Source organism: Caulobacter sp. UNC279MFTsu5.1, assembly GCF_900114015.1.
Lineage (GTDB): Bacteria > Pseudomonadota > Alphaproteobacteria > Caulobacterales > Caulobacteraceae > Caulobacter.
Map to the genome: position 1 here is coordinate 75,123 of NZ_FORN01000019.1, position 17,128 is coordinate 92,250.

Consider the following 17,128-nt stretch of genomic DNA (forward strand, 5'->3'; position numbering starts at 1 on the left):
CTTAATTGGTGAACGGGAACTGGAATTCCTTCAGGAGAGCCTTGGCTTCCTGGTCGGTCTTCGCAGTGGTGCAGACGATGATGTCCATGCCCCAGATCTGTTCGATCTGGTCATAGTTGATTTCCGGGAACACCAGGTGCTCCTTCAGGCCCATGGCGTAGTTGCCACGGCCGTCGAAGCTCTTGCCGTTCAGGCCGCGGAAGTCCTTCACGCGCGGCAGCGCGATCGTGACCAGGCGGTCGAGGAACTCGTACATCCGGTCCTTGCGGAGGGTCACCTTGGCGCCGACCACCATGCCTTCGCGCAGCTTGAAGCCGGCGATCGACTTGCGGGCCTTCGTGGCGACCGGCTTCTGGCCGGCGATGGCCATCAGATCCTTCAGCGCGGTCTGGGCCTTCTTGGAGTCGGCCACGGCCTCGCCGATGCCCATGTTCAGGACGATCTTGTCCAGCTTGGGGATCTGCATTTCGTTGGTGTAGCCGAACTGTTCCTTCATCGCGGCGCGGATGCGCGCGCGATACTCGGACTTCAGCCGGGGTTCGTAAGCTTGATCAGCCATTGATCACCTCGCCCGTCGTCTTGGCGACGCGCACCTTCTTGTCGCCTTCGATCTTGAAGCCGACGCGGGTGGCCTTGCCGTTGGAGTCAACGAGCGCGACGTTCGAGACGTGCAGCGCCGCTTCCTTGCTCTTGATGCCGCCTTGCGGTTCGGCTTGAGTCGGCTTGGTGTGGCGTTGAACCAGGTTCACGCCCTGCACCAGGACACGGTTTTCCTTGGGGAGAACCTGGGTCACAGCGCCTTGCTTGCCCTTGTCCTTGCCGGCCAGGACGACAACGCGGTCGCCCTTCTTAATCTTGGCAGCCATTACAGCACCTCGGGGGCGAGGGAGATGATCTTCATGTGGTTCTTGGCGCGCAGTTCGCGAGGAACCGGGCCGAAGATCCGCGTGCCGACCGGCTCGCTCTGCTTGTTGACGATGACCGCGGCGTTCTTGTCGAAACGGATCAGCGACCCGTCCTTACGCTTCATGCCTTGGTTCACGCGAACGACGACGGCGCGGAGCACGTCGCCCTTCTTCACGCGGCCGCGCGGAATGGCTTCCTTCACGGACACGACGATCACGTCACCGACGCTGGCGTAGCGACGACCCGCGCCACCCAGCACCTTGATGCACATGACCCGGCGGGCGCCGGAGTTATCGGCGACTTCCAGGTTAGTTTGCATCTGGATCATGGTTCAAACCTTCCAGATTAAGCGGAAGCCTTGGGAAGGACTTCCCAGGTCTTCAGCTTGGACTTCGGAGCGCACTCGATGATACGGGCCACTTCGCCCGCCTTGTACGCATTGCTCTCATCGTGCGCGTGGTACTTCTTCGACTGACGCACAATCTTCTTCAGCAGCGGGTGAACGATGGTCCGTTCGACCTTAACCACCACGGTCTTGTCGCCCTTATCGGAGACGACAACCCCTTCGAGGATACGCTTGGGCATATCGTTCTCCTTAAGCCGCGGCCTTGGCGCGCAGCACGGTCTTGATGCGGGCGATTTCCTTGCGGATCTCGCCGACGCGGTGGGTCTTTTCCACCTGACCGGTCGCCGCCTGGAAGCGCAGGTTGAACTGCTCCTTTTTCAGGTTGAGCAGCTGCTCGGCGAGTTGGTCGGGAGTCATGCCCCGGATGTCTTGGATCTTGGTCATGCCGCTTCGGCCTCCAGAGCCGCACCGGCGTCGATGCGGGTGACGACGCGGGTACGGATCGGCAGCTTGGCGGCGCCAAGGCGCAGGGCTTCGCGCGCGATATCGTCCGGCACGCCGTCGATTTCGAACATGATGCGGCCCGGAGCCACGCGAGCGGCCCAGTGGTCCACGGCGCCCTTGCCCTTACCCATCCGGACTTCGGCCGGCTTGCCGGTGACCGGCACGTCCGGGAAGATACGGATCCAGACGCGGCCTTGACGCTTCATCTGGCGGGTGATGGCGCGACGAGCAGCTTCGATCTGGCGAGCCGTGATGCGCTCCGGCTCGACGGCCTTCAGGCCGTACGAACCGAAGTTCAGCAGGGTGCCGCCCTTCGAGGTGCCGTGGATGCGGCCCTTGAACTGCTTGCGATACTTGGTTTTTTTCGGTGACAGCATAGCGCTCTATCCTTAGCCCCGATCGCGACGGCCGCGGTCGCCCCGGTCGGGACGATCGCCGCGCTCGCGTCCGCCGCCCTCGCCGGCCGGGCCGGACTCGGTCGCCAGACGCTTGTCGAGCGCCATCGGGTCATGCTCCAGCACTTCGCCTTTGAAGATCCAGGTCTTCACGCCGATGATGCCGTAGGTGGTCTTGGCTTCCGCGAAGCCGTAGTCGATGTCGGCGCGCAGGGTGTGGAGCGGCACGCGACCTTCGCGATACCATTCCATCCGCGCGATTTCCGCGCCGCCGAGGCGGCCCGACACGTTGATGCGGATGCCCTTGGCGCCGAGACGGACGGCCGACTGGATCGACCGCTTCATGGCGCGACGGAAGGCGATCCGGCGCTCGAGCTGCTGGGCGATGGACTCGGCCACCAGCTGGGCGTCGGTTTCCGGCTTGCGGATCTCGACGATGTTCAGGTGAACCTCGCCTTCGGTCATCACCGACAGATCCTTGCGGAGCTTGTCGATGTCGGCGCCCTTCTTGCCGATGATCACGCCCGGACGCGCCGCGTAGATGGTCACGCGGCACTTCTTGTGGGGACGCTCGATGATGATGCGCGAGACGCCGGCTTGATACAGGCGCTTCTTGAGCATCGCACGGACCGCCAGGTCCTGGTGCAGGAGCTTGCCGTATTGGTCGCCGTCGGCGAACCAACGGCTGTCCCAGGTACGGTTGACGCCGAGCCGCAGCCCGACCGGATTGACTTTCTGACCCATCAGGCGGCCTCACCCAGTTCGCGGACCACGATGGTGATCTCGGAGAACGGCTTTTCCACGCGCGTGGCCCGACCGCGCGCACGCGGCGAGAAGCGCTTCATCACCAGGTTCTTGCCCACATAGGCCTCGGCGACGACCAGCGAGTCGATGTCGAGGTTGTGGTTGTTCTCGGCGTTGGAGATGGCCGAGTACAGCGCCTTGCGGACGTCCTGAGCGATACGCTTGTGGCTGAACTCGAGCTCGTTCAGAGCGCGCTGGACGTTCAGGCCACGGATGGACTGAGCGACCAGGTTCAGCTTGCGGGCGCTGGTGCGCAGGGTGCGGACCTTGCACATCGCTTCATTGGCCGGCAGGCGGCGAGGTTGTTTAGCTTGGCTCATGGCCTACTTCCTCTTCGCCTTCTTGTCGGCGGCGTGGCCGGGGAAGTTGCGGGTGGGCGCGAACTCACCGAACTTCATGCCGACCATGTCTTCCGACACGGAGACGGGAACGTGCTTCTGACCGTTGTGCACGCCGAACACCAGGCCGACGAACTGCGGCATGATGGTCGAGCGGCGCGACCAGGTCTTGATGACGTCCTTGCGGCCCGACGCGAGAGCGGCGTCGGCCTTCTTCAGGAGGTACCCGTCGACGAACGGGCCTTTCCAGACGGAGCGGGTCATGGCTTAGCGGCCCTTTTTCGCTTTGTGGCGCGAACGGATGATGAACTTATCCGTGGCCTTGTTGACGCGGGTCTTGGCGCCCTTGGTCGGCTTACCAGCCGGGGTCACCGGGTGACGGCCGCCCGAGGTGCGGCCTTCACCACCGCCGTGCGGGTGGTCGACCGGGTTCATGGCGACGCCGCGGACGTGAGGACGACGGCCCATGTGACGAACGCGCCCGGCCTTGCCGAGGTTTTCGTTCATGTGGTCCGGGTTCGACACGGCGCCGACGGTGGCCATGCAGGTGTCCAGCACCATGCGCAGCTCGCCCGAGTTCAGGCGGATCTGGGCGTAGCCGGCGTCACGACCCACCAGCTGGGCGTAGGCGCCAGCCGAACGCGCGATCTGACCGCCCTTGGCGGGCTTCAGCTCGACGTTGTGGATGATCGTGCCGATCGGCAGGGTGCGCAGCGGCGAGGCGTTGCCCGGCTTCACGTCGACCTTGTCGGCGGTGACGACTTCGTCGCCGGCCTTCAGGCGTTGCGGGGCCAGGATGTAGGCCAGCTCGCCGTCCTGATACTTGATCAGGGCGATGAAGGCGGTGCGGTTCGGGTCGTACTCGAGGCGGACGACCGTGGCCGTGCCTTGCTTACGACGCTTGAAGTCGACCAGACGGTACAGGCGCTTGGCGCCGCCGCCGCGGAAGCGGACCGCGATGCGGCCGTTGCCGCCGCGACCGCCCGACTTGGTCAGACCTTCGACCAGCTTCTTTTCCGGGCGGCCCTTGTGGAGCTCGCTGCGGTCGATCAGCACCAGGCCGCGCTGGCCGGGGCTGGTCGGGTTGAAGTGCTTCAAGGCCATGTCTTAGAGCCCCGTCGTGATGTCGATCGACTGGCCGTCGGCCAGGGTCACGATGGCTTTTTTGACGTCGGAACGGCGTCCGACGATGCCACGGAAGCGCTTGGTCTTGCCCTTGGTGACCAGGGTGTTGACCTTGGTGACCTTGACCTTGAACAGCTCTTCGACTGCGGCGGCGATTTCGTCCTTCGACGCATCGGCGGCCACGCGGAAGACGACCTTGTTCTGCTCGCTGAGCAGGGTGGCCTTCTCGGTGATCACCGGCGACAGGATCGTGTCGTAGTGGCGGGCGGTAGCGGCCATTACGCGGCTTCCTTCTCAGCGAAACGGGCCGAGATCGCCTCGATCGCGTCCTTGGTCAGGACGAGGGTCTGGCGACGCAGCACGTCGTAGACGTTCAGGCCGGCGTTCGGCAGCACGTCCACGTTCGGAATGTTGCGGGCGGCGAGCTTGAAGTTCGCGTCCACTTCCGGACCCGCGATGACCAGGGCGTTCTTCAGGCCGATCTTGTCGAAGTTGGCGCGCAGGGCGGCCGTCTTCGGGTCGGTCAGAACGGCGCTGTCCAGCACGACGAGCGCGCCGGCCTTGGCCTTCGAGGACAGAGCGTGGCGCAGAGCCATGGCGCGGATCTTCTTGGGAAGATCGAACGCGTGGCTGCGGACGACAGGGCCGTGGGCCTTGGCGCCGCCGACGAACTGGGCCGCACGGCGCGAACCGTGACGGGCCGAGCCGGTGCCCTTTTGCTTGTACATCTTCTTGCTCGTACGAGAGACCTCGTTACGAACCTGAATCTTGTGGTTCCCGGAGCGGCGCTTGGCCAGCTGCCAGGTGACGACGCGCTGCAGGATGTCGCCGCGGATGTCGGCGATGCCAAAGATGGCGTCGTCGAGATCAACGGAGCCGGCCTTGCCGCCGTCCAGTTTGATGACGTCGAGTTTCATTAGCCTTCGCCCTCTTCGGTCGTCGCCGCGGGGGCTTCCTCAGCGGGGGTTTCAGCGGCGGCGGCCGGAGCCTCGCCAGCCTTGCGGAAGGCGCCCGGACGCGGCAGGTCGGCCGGAGCCGCCTTCTTGATCGCGTCGCGAACCTTGACGTAGGAGCCTTCCGAGCCGGGGACAGCGCCCTTGACCAGGATCAGGCCGCGCTCGACGTCCACTTTCCAGACGGTGACGTTCAGGGTGGTGACGGTTTCCTGACCCAGGTGACCGGCCATCTTCTTGCCCGGGAACGTGCGGCCCGGATCCTGGCGGTTACCGGTCGAGCCGTGCGAACGGTGCGAGACCGAGACGCCGTGGGTGGCGCGCAGACCGCCGAAGTTCCAGCGCTTCATGGCGCCGGCGAAACCCTTGCCGACGGTGATGCCTTGGATGTCCACCTTCTGGCCGGCGACGTAGTGGTCGGCGGTGAATTCCGCGCCCACTTCGATCAGGGCCGACTCTTCGACGCGGAATTCGGCGACGATCCGCTTGGGCTCGACCGAGTTCTTGGCGAAGTGGCCGCGCAGGGCCTTGGAGGTGTTCTTGGGCTTCTTGGCGCCGGCGCCGAGTTGCAGGGCGGTGTAACCGTCCTTCTCGACCGTGCGCTGGCCCGTGACCTGGCAACCGTCCAGCGACAGGACGGTGACCGGGACGTGCTGTCCGGTTTCATCGAAGAAGCGGGTCATGCCCAGCTTCTTGGCGATCACGCCAGTACGATTAGCGGGGAGAGTCATCTGTTCGGCCCTCCTTACAGCTTGATTTCGACGTCGACGCCGGCCGACAGGTCGAGCTTCATCAGCGCGTCCACGGTCTGCGGAGTCGGATCAACGATGTCGAGGACGCGCTTGTGCGTACGGATCTCGAACTGCTCGCGCGACTTCTTGTCGACGTGCGGCGAGCGGTTGACGGTGAATTTCTCGATAAGCGTGGGCAGGGGGATCGGGCCCCGTACCGTCGCACCCGTGCGCTTGGCCGTATTGACGATCTCGCGCGTGGAATGATCCAACACGCGGTGATCGAAGGCCTTGAGCCGGATGCGGATGTTCTGACGATCCATATCGCTCGGTTTCCTAGTGGGCTGCGCCCGCGTCTCGAACCATTTCAAAGACCAACTCGGTCCCCGCGAGGGGTCCGAACGCAGCGTCCGCAAAACAAATTGGCCCGCACGGTCTCCCGTGAGGGCCGGTGACTGAAAACTGCGCCCCAGAAGGCGCGATCGGCAGTCGTTCGCGAACCGCGTCTGAGCCCGAAAGCTCACAGCCGGTCCAACAGAGGGGGGCTTTTACGTGTGTGAATCGGTTTCGTCAAGCGGTTCGGGGCGGGTTTCGGAAGGGTCTTTGGACTTCCCCGCCCCGCCCTCCCCCGGCCTATCCGGCGAGCGCCGAGCCCCCCGCCAAGCTTGATCATCCGTCCGATGCGACACCCGCTCTCAACTGGAGGCCCGGTATTCGCCGGAGGAACCCAGGGTCGCTGAGGTTAGTCCAAATATAACGCCGTCACATGAAATAGGCTCGAAATACGGCGCAAAGTTATGAACACGCTGGCGCGCGCGATAGGCACGTTAACCTGCCCGCGCAAGTGTCATAAAACTGCATCAATTCTCTATGACCGCACCGTTCGGCCTTGCCGCCCCGGGCGAAGCTCCATAGATCCGCCGCTCCTCGACGGACGGGCGGCCCTCCCCAAAACGACCGCCCGCCGATCGAGGCCACACAGTAAGGGGATTACCCACTATGAAGACCCAACTCTTCGCCGCCGCCGCCGTCCTGGCGCTGGCCGTCTCGGCTCCCGCCTTCGCCCAGAACGTCGGCTCGATCGGCGCCGCGGTGAATTACAGCGACGTCAAGGCCACCGGCATCGACGCCGACGGCACCTCGGTGAAGGTCGACGGCAACGTCGCCATCCCGACCGGCGCCTGGACCGTCACCCTGAACGGCAACGTCTCGGTCAACGACAACGACCTGAGCGACGAAACCGTCGCCTCGACCGCCGCTCACGCCACGACCCTGGTCGCCGGCGACACCGTGCGCGTCGGCGGCTTCGCCGCCCTGTCGCGTCCGTCGAACGACACCCTGTGGGCCGTCGGCGCCGAAGCCTCCAAGTACTTCGACAAGGTCACCCTGAACGGCCTGGTCGCCTACGGCCAGTCGAACGACCTGGACGCCGACCTGTACGCCGTGCGCGGCGAAGCCCGCTATTTCGTCTCGGACGACTTCCGCCTGGACGCCGGCGCCGGCTACTCGAAGCTGGACGCTGACGCCGGCCTGGAAGCCGACATCTGGGACGTCAATGTCGGCGGCGAATACAAGTTCGCCAACACCGGCTGGTCGACCTTCGGCAAGTACACCCACACCGAGTCCAAGGACCTGGCCGACCTGAACGCCGAAGCCGTGAAGGTTGGCTTCCGCTACACCTTCGGCGGCAGCCTGAAGACTCGCGACCGTTCGGGCGCCGACCTGATCGACGCCGACACCCTGTTCGGCTTCGGCGTCCGCTAAGCGGCCGCCGTTCGCCCTACGGTGGACAAAGGAACGCCCCGGGGCTCAGGCTCCGGGGCGTTTCACTTTATATATACGTCCCCATCTCCGCTCATCCCGGCGAACGCCGGGACCCAGATGGACAAACGGTGTGGCTGACGCCAAGAGCGCTGAGCCCATCCAATCAGTCTCTCAGCTTTAGGATCTGGGTCCAGGCATTCGCCGGGATGAGCGGATCAAGGGTGAGGCTCGGGCGCCGCCAGCCCCTGCTCGACCGGCGCCTCGCGGTCTACCGACAACACGCCGTCGGCTTCCTTCAGCTCCGCGACCTGGATGACGGTTCGCTGGCCGTAATAGGGGTCGGTCTTGGCCTGCGGTTCGTTCGACTGGTGGACGAAATAGTAGAGGAACGCCCTGCCCCCGCTGACCACCACATCGGGGTGCTGGCCCTTGGCGGTGTCGGTGGGCTGGCCCCCAGGCTGCTCCAGCAGGCGCGTCGGCTGCAGGGTCCAGGTCTCGGCATCGTCCGAGCGCAGGACGATCAGGCCCTTCCAGGCGTCGGCGACCATCCACCAGGCGCCTTTCCAGCGGAACACCTTGGGCCCCTCGGCGGCCATGTCGACCACCGGCTTGCCGCCGGTCTTCCAATGAACCAAGTCAGGGCTTTCGGCCGCCACGATCCGGCTGCCCTGGCGCTCGTCCTTGTACCAGAGGCGGTAGCGGCCGCCGACCTTGGCCACGCTGGCGTCGATCACCCGGTCCGAGCCCAGGTCCAGCGTGTCGCCGCAGGTCCAGGCCTTGAGGTCCTTGCTGGTCAGGTGGACGATCCGCGCCGTCGCGCCCGGCTCGCCCCAGCGATGGAACACGCCCGGCGCCACGGTCAGCCACATGTGATAGACGCCGCCCTCGGCGTAGAGCTCCGGGGCCCACAGGGTCTGGCCCGTGCAGGCGGCGGGGATCCTGGCCACGCCCCTGTAGCGCCAGGCCTTGCTGTCCTTCGACGTCGCCATGCCGATCGGCGTGGCGTGGACCCAGGCCACGTCCTGGGGGTCGGGGCTTTTCATCGTGGCGCGGCGGTTGGTGTAGAACATCACCCACTCGCGGCGGGCCTGGTCGAACACGATCGATACGTCGGCCGCGCCGTCGGTGACCGGATCACGATAGAGCGGCTTGGGGGCCGCCGCGGCCTGAGAAACGGCGGGCAGCGCCAGCGCGCAGATCAGAGCCAACGCCAGTCGTTTCATGCCGCTTCCCAGACGAACACGGCGCCTCGCCGCGAAGGGTCCGAGAGAGAGCATTTACTCCGGCAATTGTCATCCCGGCTGGAGCGGAGCGGAAAGCCGGGATGACAATGATAGAGGCCCCCGCCCTAGCGGCCGATGATCACCTCGCCCGAGCCGGCCACCGACTTGTGGACCGGGCCGTTGGCCTTGGCGATGCGGACGTCGCCCGAGCCGGCGACCGACACCTCGACCGCGTCGGCCTCGCCGCCGAAATCGACATTGCCCGAGCCCATGATGCTGACCTCGACCGACCGCGAGCGGCCGCCGTTGACCGTGACGTCGCCGGAGCCGGCGATGTTGGCTTCCAGCTTGCCGTTGACGCTGGCGCTGGTCACCCCGCCGGAGCCGGCGATGTTGACCTCCAGGTCGCCGCCGATCTCCTGGGTCTTGACGTCGCCGGAACCGGCGATGTTGATCTCGGCCGAGCCGGCGCTGCCAGCCTTGGTGTCGCCCGAACCGGCCTGGCTCAGCTCCAGCTTGCCCCTGACGTTGGCCACGGTCCAGTCGCCGCAGCCGGCGTTGGAGAGCTCCAGGCGGTCGGTGCGACCGACGCTGCCGAACACCGCGCCGGCGGCCCCGACCTCGGCGTCCATCGGCACGCGGACCACGATCTGCGGGATATCCTCCCACTTCACGTCGCCGACGCCGCGCACGTAGACCACCGTCTTGCCCATCACCGTGTTGCAGCCGTTGATGCGGTTCCGGCGCAAGCCGCCGTCGACCGTCACGTCGGAGCCGTTCTGGCGGATGTTCAGCGGCAGGCTCTTGTTGGTGGTCAGGAATTCGACCTTCACGTCGCCGCGGGCCTCGGGCACCACGACCACCCGGGCCACGGCGTCCTTGATCTTCACGGACGGATTGGCGGCGGCGGCCCCGGCGAAGCCCACAGCGGCGGCGGTGGTGGCGGTGGCCAGGAGCAGAAGAGCGCGCATCGGTGTTCCCTCGAAGCAAAACGTTTGTTGAGGGAAAGCTAGCCGCGCCCCCATCGAGAAACGACTTAATTCGAGGTCATGACCCGGTTGTCATGATTGGGCCGCAATTGCTTAGTTCGGCATGACGTTCTCGTTCACGACGCTCGCGGCCAGCCGCACGGGAACCGACTTGTAGGCCGGCGTGCCGCTGCGGCGGTCATGGTCCTCCAGCGCCACCAGCACGTTGGTCTCGGGATAGTAGGCGGCCAGGCAGCCGCGCGGGATGTCCCGCTCGACCAGGGTGAAGCCGCGCACCGCCCGTCGTCCGGTGTCGTCGAAGGCGGCCGTCAGGTCGATGCGGTCGCCGGCCTTCAGGCCCCGCGCGGCGATGTCGTCGGGATGGGCGAAGACCACGTCGCGGCGGCCGAACACCCCGCGATAGCGGTCGTTCTGGCCGTAAATGGTGGTGTTGTACTGGTCGTGGCTGCGCAAGGTGGTCAGCAGCAGCACGTCGGCCTGGCTGCGCCGGGCGTCCTGGCCGTCGCGGCGATGGGCCAGGAACTGGGCCTTGCCGCTGGGAGTCTTCCAGACGCGGTCGGACGGCGGGACCGGCAGGCGGAAGCCGCCCGGTTGGCGCACGCGCGCATTATAATTGGCGAACGCCTCGGGGAAGACCGCCTCGATCAGGTCGCGGATCCGGTCGTAGTCGGCGGCCAGGCCCGGCCAGTCGACGATGTCGTCCGGCCCGAACAGGGCCGCCCCGATGCCGGCGACGATGGCCGGCTCGGACTTCAGCTGATCCGAGGCCGGGGCGTTCAGGCCGCGCGAGGCGTGGACCATCGACATCGAGTCCTCGACCGTCACCGCCTGGCGGCCGCCGGCCTGCACGTCGATCTCGGTGCGGCCCAGGCACGGCAGCAGCAGGCTTTCGGCGCCGTGCAGCAGGTGGGTGCGGTTCAGCTTGGTGGCGACATGGACCGTCAGCCCGACCTTGCGGATCGCCGCGAAGGTCCGGGTCGGATCGGGCGCGGCGACCGCGAAATTGCCGCCCAGGCCCAGGAACACCCGGGTCTGGCCCGCCTCCATGGCCGCGATCGTCTCGACCACCGTGTGGCCGTGCTCGCGCGGCGACTTGAAGGCGAACACCCGGTCCATCGAGTCCAGGAACGCCGCCGAGGGCTTCTCCCAGATCCCGACCGTGCGGTCGCCCTGGACGTTGGAGTGGCCGCGCAGCGGGCAGATCCCCGCCCCCGGCCGGCCGATATTGCCCTTCAGCAGCAGCAGGTTGACCAGCTGCTGCACGGTGCTGGACGAGCTGCGGTGCTGGGTCAGGCCCATGCCGTAGCAGAGGATCGTCGCCTTGGCGTTGGCGTAGGCCCGGGCCGCCTCCTCGATCTGGGCCCGCGACAGGCCCGAGCCCGCTTCGATCTCGTCCCAGCTCAGCTCCTCGACGACGGCCTTGACCGCCTCGAAGCCTTCGGTGTGCTCGGCGATGAAGGCGCGGTCGAGGACTGTCCCCTGGCTTTCCGCGTCCAGGGCCAGCACCGCCTTCATGATCCCCTGCACCGCCAGGGCGTCGCCGCCGATGGCCACCTGGTAATAGGCCGAGGCGATCGGGGTCGAGCCCAGGGTCGCCATCTCGACCGGGTCCTGCGGCGCGGCGAACTTCTCCAGCGCGCGCTCCTTCAGCGGATTGAACGCCAGGATCGTCGCCCCGCGCCGCGAGGCGTCGCGCAGGGTGGTCATCATCCGCGGATGGTTGGTGCCGGGGTTGTGGCCGAAGCTGAGGATCAGGTCGGCGTGGTCGAAATCGTCCAGCGTGACCGAGCCCTTGCCCATGCCGATCGAGTCCGGCAAGCCGACGCTGGTCGGCTCGTGGCACATGTTCGAGCAGTCGGGGAAATTGTTGGTCCCCACCCGCCGGCCCAGCAGCTGGAACAGGAACGCCGCCTCGTTCGAAGCCCGGCCCGAGGCGTAGAACTCGGCCTGGTCGGGATGGTCCAGCGCCCGCAAGGCGTCGGCCGTCCGCCCGAACGCCTCGTCCCAGGCGATGGGGACATAGCGGTCGGTCGCCCGGTCATAGGCCATCGGATGGGTCAGGCGGCCCAGGTCCTCCAGGGCGTGGTCGCTCCAGGTCAGGAGCTCGGTCACCGTGTGGGCGGCGAACACCTGCGGCGTGGCGCGCTTGGAGGTCGCCTCCCAGGCCACGGCCTTGGCTCCGTTCTCGCAGAACTCGAACGACGAGGTGTGCTTGGGGTCGGGCCAGGCGCAGCCGGGGCAGTCGAAGCCCTCCGGCTGGTTGGCGCGCAGCAGGGTCTTGCCGCCTTCGATCACCGTCTCCTGGTCGGTCAGCGCCCCGGCCACCGCCTTCAGCGCGCCCCAGCCGCCGGCGGCGTTGTCGTAGCGGTGGATGCCGGGAACGCCCGCGTTCGGTTTGCGATCGGCCATTTAAGCGGGCTCCGGAACAGCGTCGAGCAGGCGCTCGGCATAGGTGAAGACGGTGTGCCCGTCGGCGCGGGCCAGGGCGACCAGGGTCAGGCCGGACTCCTCGGCCCGGCGGATCGCCAGGTCGGTGGGGGCCGAGACCGCCACCAGGATCGAACACCCCATCCGCACGGTCTTCTCGACCATCTCGAACGAGCAGCGGCTGGTGACCAGCACGAAGCCCTCCGAGGCGTCGCGCCCTTCGCGGGCCATCGCCCCGGCCAGCTTGTCCAGGGCGTTGTGGCGGCCGACGTCCTCGCGGACCAGGATCAGCGCGCCGTCGGCGTCCGCGAACGCCGCGGCGTGGGTGGCCCGGGTCAGGCGGCCCAGGGCCTGGACGTCGTCCAGGGCGTCGACCGCCCGCTGCACGGCCTGGTGCGAGACCCGTGCGCCGGCCTCCAGGCGCGGCAGCGGCCGCACCGCGTCGGCCAGGCGCTGCACGCCGCACAGCCCGCAGCTGGACCGCCCCTCCAGGGTGCGCGGCCGCGCCTTGCGCTGGATCGTCCCGGCCTTGAGCCGGACGTCGGCCAGGATCCCCAGGTCGGTCTCGGTGACCTCGACATCGACGATATCCTCGGCGCGCGCCACCGCCTCGGTCACGGTGAAGCCCCGGGCCAGGTCCCCGACATCGTCCGGGGTGGCCATCAGCACGGTGTGGGGCCGGCCATCGAACGACAGGCCCACGGCGACTTCCTGGGGCGTGGCGCGAGCGACGGTCTGGGACCCGGCCGCGACCCGCCACTGGAGGGCGGAACGGCGTTGAGCGGCGGCTTTCGACATGGCCGGAGTCTACCGCCTGGCCGCCCCCATCTCCAACCCCGAAGCCTTCGGCCCGTTCAGGACGACATGAACGTTCAAATTCCGTCGCGCGTGGCGGATGACCAAACGGCGATCCTGACGCACTCTAGGGCCATGGCCATCATCGACACCCGCCGCGACCAGATGTTCCCGATCCTCAAGCCGGAGGAGATCGACCGCATCCGCCGGTTCGGCGACATCGCCCACGCCAGGGCCGGCGCCGTGCTGGCCAAGGCCGGCGAGGTCTCGCCCGGGGTCATGGTGGTGCTGGAGGGCGCCGCCCGGGTCACCCGCCGCGACGCGCTGGACGAAACCCACCTGATCGTCGAGCACGGCCCGGGGGCCTTCATCGGCGAACTGGCCCAGCTGTCGGGCCGGCCGTCCCTGGTCGACGTCCACGCCGTGACCGACCTGGAGGTGCTTCGCATCAAGCCCGAACGGCTGCGCGCGGTGCTGATCGCCGAGGCCGAGCTGGGCGAGCGGATCATGCGGGCCCTGATCCTGCGCCGGGTCGGGTTGCTGGAAACAGGGGCCGGCGGCCCGGTGATCATCGGCCGCGCCGCCGACGGCGAGGTCATCCGCCTGTCCGGCTTCCTGGGCCGCAACGGCCATCCCTACAAGCACCTGGACCCCGACGCCGTCGACTGCGCCAAGGTGCTGATCGAACGGTTCTCGGTCGACGAGGCCGAGCTGCCGATCGTGCTGTGCCCGGGCGGCCAGCTTCTGCGCCATCCGTCCAACGCCGAGCTGGCCCGCTGCATCGGCATGGTCGGCGACCTGGATCCCCGCCGGGTCTACGACGTGGCCGTGGTCGGGGCCGGGCCGGCGGGCCTGGCCACCGCCGTCTACGCCGCCTCCGAGGGCCTGTCGGTGCTGGTGCTGGACACCCGGGCGTTCGGCGGCCAGGCCGGGGCCTCGGCCCGGATCGAGAACTATCTGGGCTTCCCCACCGGGGTGTCGGGCATGGCCCTGATGGCCCGCGCCTACAACCAGGCCCAGAAGTTCGGCGCCAACCTGGCCATTCCCGACGAGGTGGCCAGCCTGGAATGCGCCGCCGACGCCGGCCAAAGCGCCCTCGACGGCTACCACCTGAAGCTGGTCAGCGGCGAGACCACCCAGGCCAGGACCGTGGTGATCGCCAGCGGCGCCCGCTACCGGCGGCTGGACGTGGCCAATCTGGACCAGTTCGAGGGCAGCAGCGTCCACTACTGGGCCTCGCCGCTCGAGGCCAAGCTGTGCGCCGGCCAGGAGGTGGCGCTGGTGGGAGCGGGCAACTCGGCGGGCCAGGCGGCGGTCTACCTGGCCAGCCAGGTCAAGAAGGTCTGGCTGTTGATCCGCGGCAAGAGCCTGGACGCCAGCATGTCGCGCTACCTGATCGACCGCATCAAGAGCCTGCCCAATATCGAGATCGTCGCCCGCAACGAGATCGTCGAGCTGGAGGGCGAGGACGGCCAGCTGCGCGCCATTCGCCATCGCGACCTCGACACGGGCGAGCAGGTCCGCTGCGAGATCAGCCACCTGTTCCTGTTCATCGGGGCCGCGCCCAACACCGCCTGGCTGAACGAATGCCGGGTGGAGCTGGACAACCACGGCTTTGTCCGCACCGGCCAGGACCTGGCCCCTGGCCACCCCTCCCTGCAGACCAGCCGCCACGGCGTGTTCGCGATCGGCGACGTGCGGGCTGGCTCGGTCAAGCGCGTGGCGGCGGCGGTCGGCGAAGGCGCCCAGGTGGTGGCCGCGATCCACGCCTATCTGGCCGAGCCGGTGACGACGGCCTAGGTTACACATCCTTAAATTGCACCTTGCCGCGCCGTCTGTGATCGTCTCCCATCAACGCCAGGGGGACCGTCTCATGAAGCTTTCGATCATCTCGCTCGGCGCGACGGGTCTGCTGCTGGCCGGTCCAGCCCTGGCCGCCGCGCCCAGCTGTCCGACGCCCGACTACGCCAAACAGGCCCGCGATCTGATGACGCCCTACCTGGAGGCCGAAAGCTTCAGTGGAACGATCCTGGTGGCCAAGGACGGCGCGCCGGTCTGGCGCGAGAGCTTCGGCGCGGCCGACCGCGAGTGGGACGTCGCCAACACCGCCGACACGAAGTTCCGCCTCGGCTCGATCACCAAGCAGTTCACGGCCACCGCGATCCTGCAGCTGGTCGACCAGGGCAAGCTGTCGGTCGACGATCCGATCTCGAAATACTATGTCGACGCCCCGGCCGCCTGGTCGAAGGTGACGATCAAGCACCTTTTGACCCACACTTCGGGCATCCCCAGCTACACCGGCTTGCCCAAGTTCTTCGAGACCAGCTCCAAGCAGCCGCTCACCCCGGACGGGATCATCAAGCTGACCCGGGACATGCCCCTGGAGTTCGAACCGGGCGCGAAATACGCCTACGACAACACCGGCTACATCCTCCTGGGCTATGTGATCGAGAAGGTCTCGGGCCAGACCTATGCCGATTACGTGGCCCAGCACATCTTCACGCCGCTGGGTATGAAGGACACCGGCTATGACGTCAGCGAGACCATCCTGCGCCACCGCGCCTCGGGCTATAAGCCCACCAAGGACGGCTGGCGGAACGCCGACTATCTGGACATGACCCTGCCCTACGCGGCCGGCTCGCTCTATTCGACGGTCGGCGACCTGCTGATCTGGGATCGGGCCCTGACCGAGGGCAAGATCCTGACGCCGGCGTCGCGGCAGGCGATGTTCACCGACTACGGCAACCACTACGGCTTCGGCTGGGGGATCAAGCCGGTCGCCGGGCATGAACAGGTCTCGCACGGCGGCGGCATCAACGGCTTCAGCACCGGCATCAGCCGCTATCCCCAGGACGGCGTCGTCGCCATCGTGCTGGCCAACTACATGGGCTCACCATCCAACAGCATCGCCGAGAACCTGGCCGGACTGTGCGTGGGAACCTGGCAGCCGCCCAAGGCGATCACCCTGCCCGTCGCCACGCTGGACCGCTATGTCGGCGCCTATGTCCTGTCGCCGACCTTCACCCTGACGATCACCCGCCAGGGCGACCAGCTGATCAGCCAGGGGACGAACCAGCCTTCCGCGCCGATCTATCCCAGCGCCCCGGGCGAGTTCTTCCTCAAGATCGTCAACGCCCAGATCAGCTTCACCCAGGCCGGCGACGCTCCGGCCACGGCCTTGGTCCTGCACCAGGGCGGCCGCGACACGACCGCGCCGAGGGCGGCGAAGCCTTAAAGCCCCCCAAAGCAAAAGGCCCCGGAGTTTCCTCCGGGGCCTTCGCATTGTCAGCCGAAGCTAGATCGTTCGAGACTACTCGACGATCTTGGCGCGCCAGAAACGCATGCGTTTCTGGCCGCTAAGCATGGTCGTGAAAATCGTTATTCAACGATTTTCGCGACGACGCCGGCGCCGACGGTGCGGCCGCCTTCACGGATGGCGAAGCGCAGCTTCTCTTCCATGGCGATCGGGGTGATCAGCTCGACGTCCAGCTCGGCGTTGTCGCCCGGCATGATCATTTCCACGCCTTCGCGCAGCTTGATGATCCCGGTCACGTCGGTGGTGCGGAAGTAGAACTGCGGGCGGTAGTTGGTGAAGAACGGGGTGTGACGGCCGCCTTCTTCCTTGGTCAGGATGTAGGCCTCGGCCACGAACTTGGTGTGCGGGGTGATCGAACCCGGCTTGCACAGCACCTGGCCGCGCTCGACGTCCTCGCGCTTGGTGCCGCGCAGCAGCACGCCGACGTTGTCGCCCGCCTGGCCCTGGTCCAGCAGCTTGCGGAACATTTCCACGCCCGTGCAGGTGGTCTTCTGGACCGGACGGATGCCGAC

At 67.2% G+C, this 17,128-nt stretch carries 22 protein-coding genes; 3 read left to right on the top strand and 19 right to left on the bottom strand.

The features are described 5' to 3' along the window. Position 1: 1 nt before the first annotated feature. The 14 genes from rplE to rpsJ are packed head-to-tail and all read right to left on the bottom strand — an operon-like array spanning position 2 to position 6,425. Complete coding sequence (rplE, locus tag BM066_RS12695) at positions 2-559, bottom strand: 50S ribosomal protein L5 (RefSeq protein ID WP_018113051.1); 558 nt, start codon at positions 557-559, stop codon at positions 2-4. Beyond that, the gene (rplX, locus tag BM066_RS12700) at positions 552-866 is read right to left on the bottom strand and encodes a 50S ribosomal protein L24 (RefSeq protein ID WP_018061184.1); all 315 of its coding nucleotides are present in this window, start codon (positions 864-866) and stop codon (positions 552-554) included. Before rplX ends, rplE begins: the two co-directional genes overlap by 8 nt. Further along, positions 866-1,234: a 50S ribosomal protein L14 gene (gene rplN, locus BM066_RS12705; RefSeq protein ID WP_007662742.1), complete on the bottom strand. Its 369-nt coding sequence runs from the start codon at positions 1,232-1,234 to the stop codon at positions 866-868. The genes rplX and rplN overlap by 1 nt, the downstream gene beginning before the upstream one ends. Positions 1,235-1,251: 17 nt before the next feature. Next, on the bottom strand, positions 1,252-1,491 hold the full coding sequence (gene rpsQ, locus BM066_RS12710) for a 30S ribosomal protein S17 (RefSeq protein WP_018112915.1): 240 nt from the start codon (positions 1,489-1,491) through the stop codon (positions 1,252-1,254). 10 nt (positions 1,492-1,501) lie between these two features. Further along, positions 1,502-1,696 (bottom strand): 50S ribosomal protein L29, encoded by a 195-nt coding sequence (gene rpmC / locus BM066_RS12715; protein ID WP_012285673.1) that lies wholly within the window; start codon positions 1,694-1,696, stop codon positions 1,502-1,504. Next, positions 1,693-2,133: a 50S ribosomal protein L16 gene (gene rplP, locus BM066_RS12720; protein WP_012285672.1), complete on the bottom strand. Its 441-nt coding sequence runs from the start codon at positions 2,131-2,133 to the stop codon at positions 1,693-1,695. The genes rpmC and rplP overlap by 4 nt, the downstream gene beginning before the upstream one ends. Before the next feature lie 12 nt (positions 2,134-2,145). Continuing rightward, entirely contained in the window at positions 2,146-2,895 is a 750-nt protein-coding gene (gene rpsC / locus BM066_RS12725) for a 30S ribosomal protein S3 (RefSeq protein ID WP_062145540.1), read from the bottom strand. Beyond that, a complete protein-coding gene (rplV, locus tag BM066_RS12730) occupies positions 2,895-3,275 on the bottom strand; it encodes a 50S ribosomal protein L22 (protein ID WP_012285670.1) in 381 nt (126 codons plus the stop codon). The genes rpsC and rplV overlap by 1 nt, the downstream gene beginning before the upstream one ends. Before the next feature lie 3 nt (positions 3,276-3,278). Beyond that, positions 3,279-3,557, bottom strand: a complete 279-nt coding sequence (rpsS, locus tag BM066_RS12735) for a 30S ribosomal protein S19 (protein WP_012285669.1) — start codon at positions 3,555-3,557, stop codon at positions 3,279-3,281. A 3-nt stretch (positions 3,558-3,560) separates the two neighbouring features. Next, on the bottom strand, positions 3,561-4,397 hold the full coding sequence (rplB, locus tag BM066_RS12740) for a 50S ribosomal protein L2 (RefSeq protein ID WP_029912291.1): 837 nt from the start codon (positions 4,395-4,397) through the stop codon (positions 3,561-3,563). A gap of 3 nt (positions 4,398-4,400) precedes the next feature. After that, entirely contained in the window at positions 4,401-4,697 is a 297-nt protein-coding gene (locus BM066_RS12745; protein ID WP_029912290.1) for a 50S ribosomal protein L23, read from the bottom strand. Then, positions 4,697-5,335 (bottom strand): 50S ribosomal protein L4, encoded by a 639-nt coding sequence (gene rplD, locus BM066_RS12750; protein WP_089928421.1) that lies wholly within the window; start codon positions 5,333-5,335, stop codon positions 4,697-4,699. Before rplD ends, BM066_RS12745 begins: the two co-directional genes overlap by 1 nt. After that, on the bottom strand, positions 5,335-6,102 hold the full coding sequence (rplC, locus tag BM066_RS12755; RefSeq protein ID WP_089928424.1) for a 50S ribosomal protein L3: 768 nt from the start codon (positions 6,100-6,102) through the stop codon (positions 5,335-5,337). Before rplC ends, rplD begins: the two co-directional genes overlap by 1 nt. 14 nt (positions 6,103-6,116) lie before the next feature. Continuing rightward, positions 6,117-6,425: a 30S ribosomal protein S10 gene (gene rpsJ, locus BM066_RS12760; RefSeq protein WP_004616952.1), complete on the bottom strand. Its 309-nt coding sequence runs from the start codon at positions 6,423-6,425 to the stop codon at positions 6,117-6,119. A 676-nt stretch (positions 6,426-7,101) separates the two neighbouring features. Here rpsJ and BM066_RS12770 point away from each other — a divergent pair. Continuing rightward, a complete protein-coding gene (locus tag BM066_RS12770) occupies positions 7,102-7,866 on the top strand; it encodes a TonB-dependent receptor (protein WP_089928427.1) in 765 nt (254 codons plus the stop codon). Positions 7,867-8,081: 215 nt separating this feature from the next. Here the strand turns inward: BM066_RS12770 and BM066_RS12775 are convergent, their stop codons facing one another. From BM066_RS12775 to fdhD, 4 genes are all read right to left on the bottom strand, one after another. Beyond that, positions 8,082-9,089, bottom strand: coding sequence for a glycoside hydrolase family protein (locus BM066_RS12775; protein ID WP_177218449.1), 1,008 nt, complete (start codon positions 9,087-9,089; stop codon positions 8,082-8,084). Between the two features lie 125 nt (positions 9,090-9,214). After that, the gene (locus tag BM066_RS12780) at positions 9,215-10,060 is read right to left on the bottom strand and encodes a GIN domain-containing protein (protein WP_089928429.1); all 846 of its coding nucleotides are present in this window, start codon (positions 10,058-10,060) and stop codon (positions 9,215-9,217) included. 111 nt (positions 10,061-10,171) lie between these two features. Continuing rightward, a complete protein-coding gene (locus tag BM066_RS12785) occupies positions 10,172-12,487 on the bottom strand; it encodes an FdhF/YdeP family oxidoreductase (RefSeq protein ID WP_089928432.1) in 2,316 nt (771 codons plus the stop codon). Further along, on the bottom strand, positions 12,488-13,303 hold the full coding sequence (gene fdhD, locus BM066_RS12790; protein ID WP_089928435.1) for a formate dehydrogenase accessory sulfurtransferase FdhD: 816 nt from the start codon (positions 13,301-13,303) through the stop codon (positions 12,488-12,490). It lies immediately after the preceding gene. Positions 13,304-13,435: 132 nt separating this feature from the next. On the opposite strand from fdhD, the gene BM066_RS12795 reads away from it, so the two are divergent. Continuing rightward, positions 13,436-15,100, top strand: coding sequence for an FAD-dependent oxidoreductase (locus BM066_RS12795; RefSeq protein WP_089928437.1), 1,665 nt, complete (start codon positions 13,436-13,438; stop codon positions 15,098-15,100). 73 nt (positions 15,101-15,173) lie between these two features. Further along, positions 15,174-16,535: a serine hydrolase gene (locus BM066_RS12800; protein WP_089928440.1), complete on the top strand. Its 1,362-nt coding sequence runs from the start codon at positions 15,174-15,176 to the stop codon at positions 16,533-16,535. A gap of 143 nt (positions 16,536-16,678) precedes the next feature. Here the strand turns inward: BM066_RS12800 and BM066_RS12805 are convergent. Beyond that, on the bottom strand, positions 16,679-17,128 hold a 450-nt coding region (locus BM066_RS12805), incomplete at its 5' end, for an EF-Tu C-terminal domain-related protein (RefSeq protein ID WP_255367573.1).

Coding starts and splice junctions, on each gene's coding strand:
- rplE (WP_018113051.1), bottom strand. CDS start 559: ATGGCTGATCAAGCTTACGAACCCCGGCTGAAGTCCGAGTATCGCGCG.
- rplX (WP_018061184.1), bottom strand. CDS start 866: ATGGCTGCCAAGATTAAGAAGGGCGACCGCGTTGTCGTCCTGGCCGGC.
- rplN (WP_007662742.1), bottom strand. CDS start 1,234: ATGATCCAGATGCAAACTAACCTGGAAGTCGCCGATAACTCCGGCGCC.
- rpsQ (WP_018112915.1), bottom strand. CDS start 1,491: ATGCCCAAGCGTATCCTCGAAGGGGTTGTCGTCTCCGATAAGGGCGAC.
- rpmC (WP_012285673.1), bottom strand. CDS start 1,696: ATGACCAAGATCCAAGACATCCGGGGCATGACTCCCGACCAACTCGCC.
- rplP (WP_012285672.1), bottom strand. CDS start 2,133: ATGCTGTCACCGAAAAAAACCAAGTATCGCAAGCAGTTCAAGGGCCGC.
- rpsC (WP_062145540.1), bottom strand. CDS start 2,895: ATGGGTCAGAAAGTCAATCCGGTCGGGCTGCGGCTCGGCGTCAACCGT.
- rplV (WP_012285670.1), bottom strand. CDS start 3,275: ATGAGCCAAGCTAAACAACCTCGCCGCCTGCCGGCCAATGAAGCGATG.
- rpsS (WP_012285669.1), bottom strand. CDS start 3,557: ATGACCCGCTCCGTCTGGAAAGGCCCGTTCGTCGACGGGTACCTCCTG.
- rplB (WP_029912291.1), bottom strand. CDS start 4,397: ATGGCCTTGAAGCACTTCAACCCGACCAGCCCCGGCCAGCGCGGCCTG.
- BM066_RS12745 (WP_029912290.1), bottom strand. CDS start 4,697: ATGGCCGCTACCGCCCGCCACTACGACACGATCCTGTCGCCGGTGATC.
- rplD (WP_089928421.1), bottom strand. CDS start 5,335: ATGAAACTCGACGTCATCAAACTGGACGGCGGCAAGGCCGGCTCCGTT.
- rplC (WP_089928424.1), bottom strand. CDS start 6,102: ATGACTCTCCCCGCTAATCGTACTGGCGTGATCGCCAAGAAGCTGGGC.
- rpsJ (WP_004616952.1), bottom strand. CDS start 6,425: ATGGATCGTCAGAACATCCGCATCCGGCTCAAGGCCTTCGATCACCGC.
- BM066_RS12770 (WP_089928427.1), top strand. CDS start 7,102: ATGAAGACCCAACTCTTCGCCGCCGCCGCCGTCCTGGCGCTGGCCGTC.
- BM066_RS12775 (WP_177218449.1), bottom strand. CDS start 9,089: ATGAAACGACTGGCGTTGGCTCTGATCTGCGCGCTGGCGCTGCCCGCC.
- BM066_RS12780 (WP_089928429.1), bottom strand. CDS start 10,060: ATGCGCGCTCTTCTGCTCCTGGCCACCGCCACCACCGCCGCCGCTGTG.
- BM066_RS12785 (WP_089928432.1), bottom strand. CDS start 12,487: ATGGCCGATCGCAAACCGAACGCGGGCGTTCCCGGCATCCACCGCTAC.
- fdhD (WP_089928435.1), bottom strand. CDS start 13,303: ATGTCGAAAGCCGCCGCTCAACGCCGTTCCGCCCTCCAGTGGCGGGTC.
- BM066_RS12795 (WP_089928437.1), top strand. CDS start 13,436: ATGGCCATCATCGACACCCGCCGCGACCAGATGTTCCCGATCCTCAAG.
- BM066_RS12800 (WP_089928440.1), top strand. CDS start 15,174: ATGAAGCTTTCGATCATCTCGCTCGGCGCGACGGGTCTGCTGCTGGCC.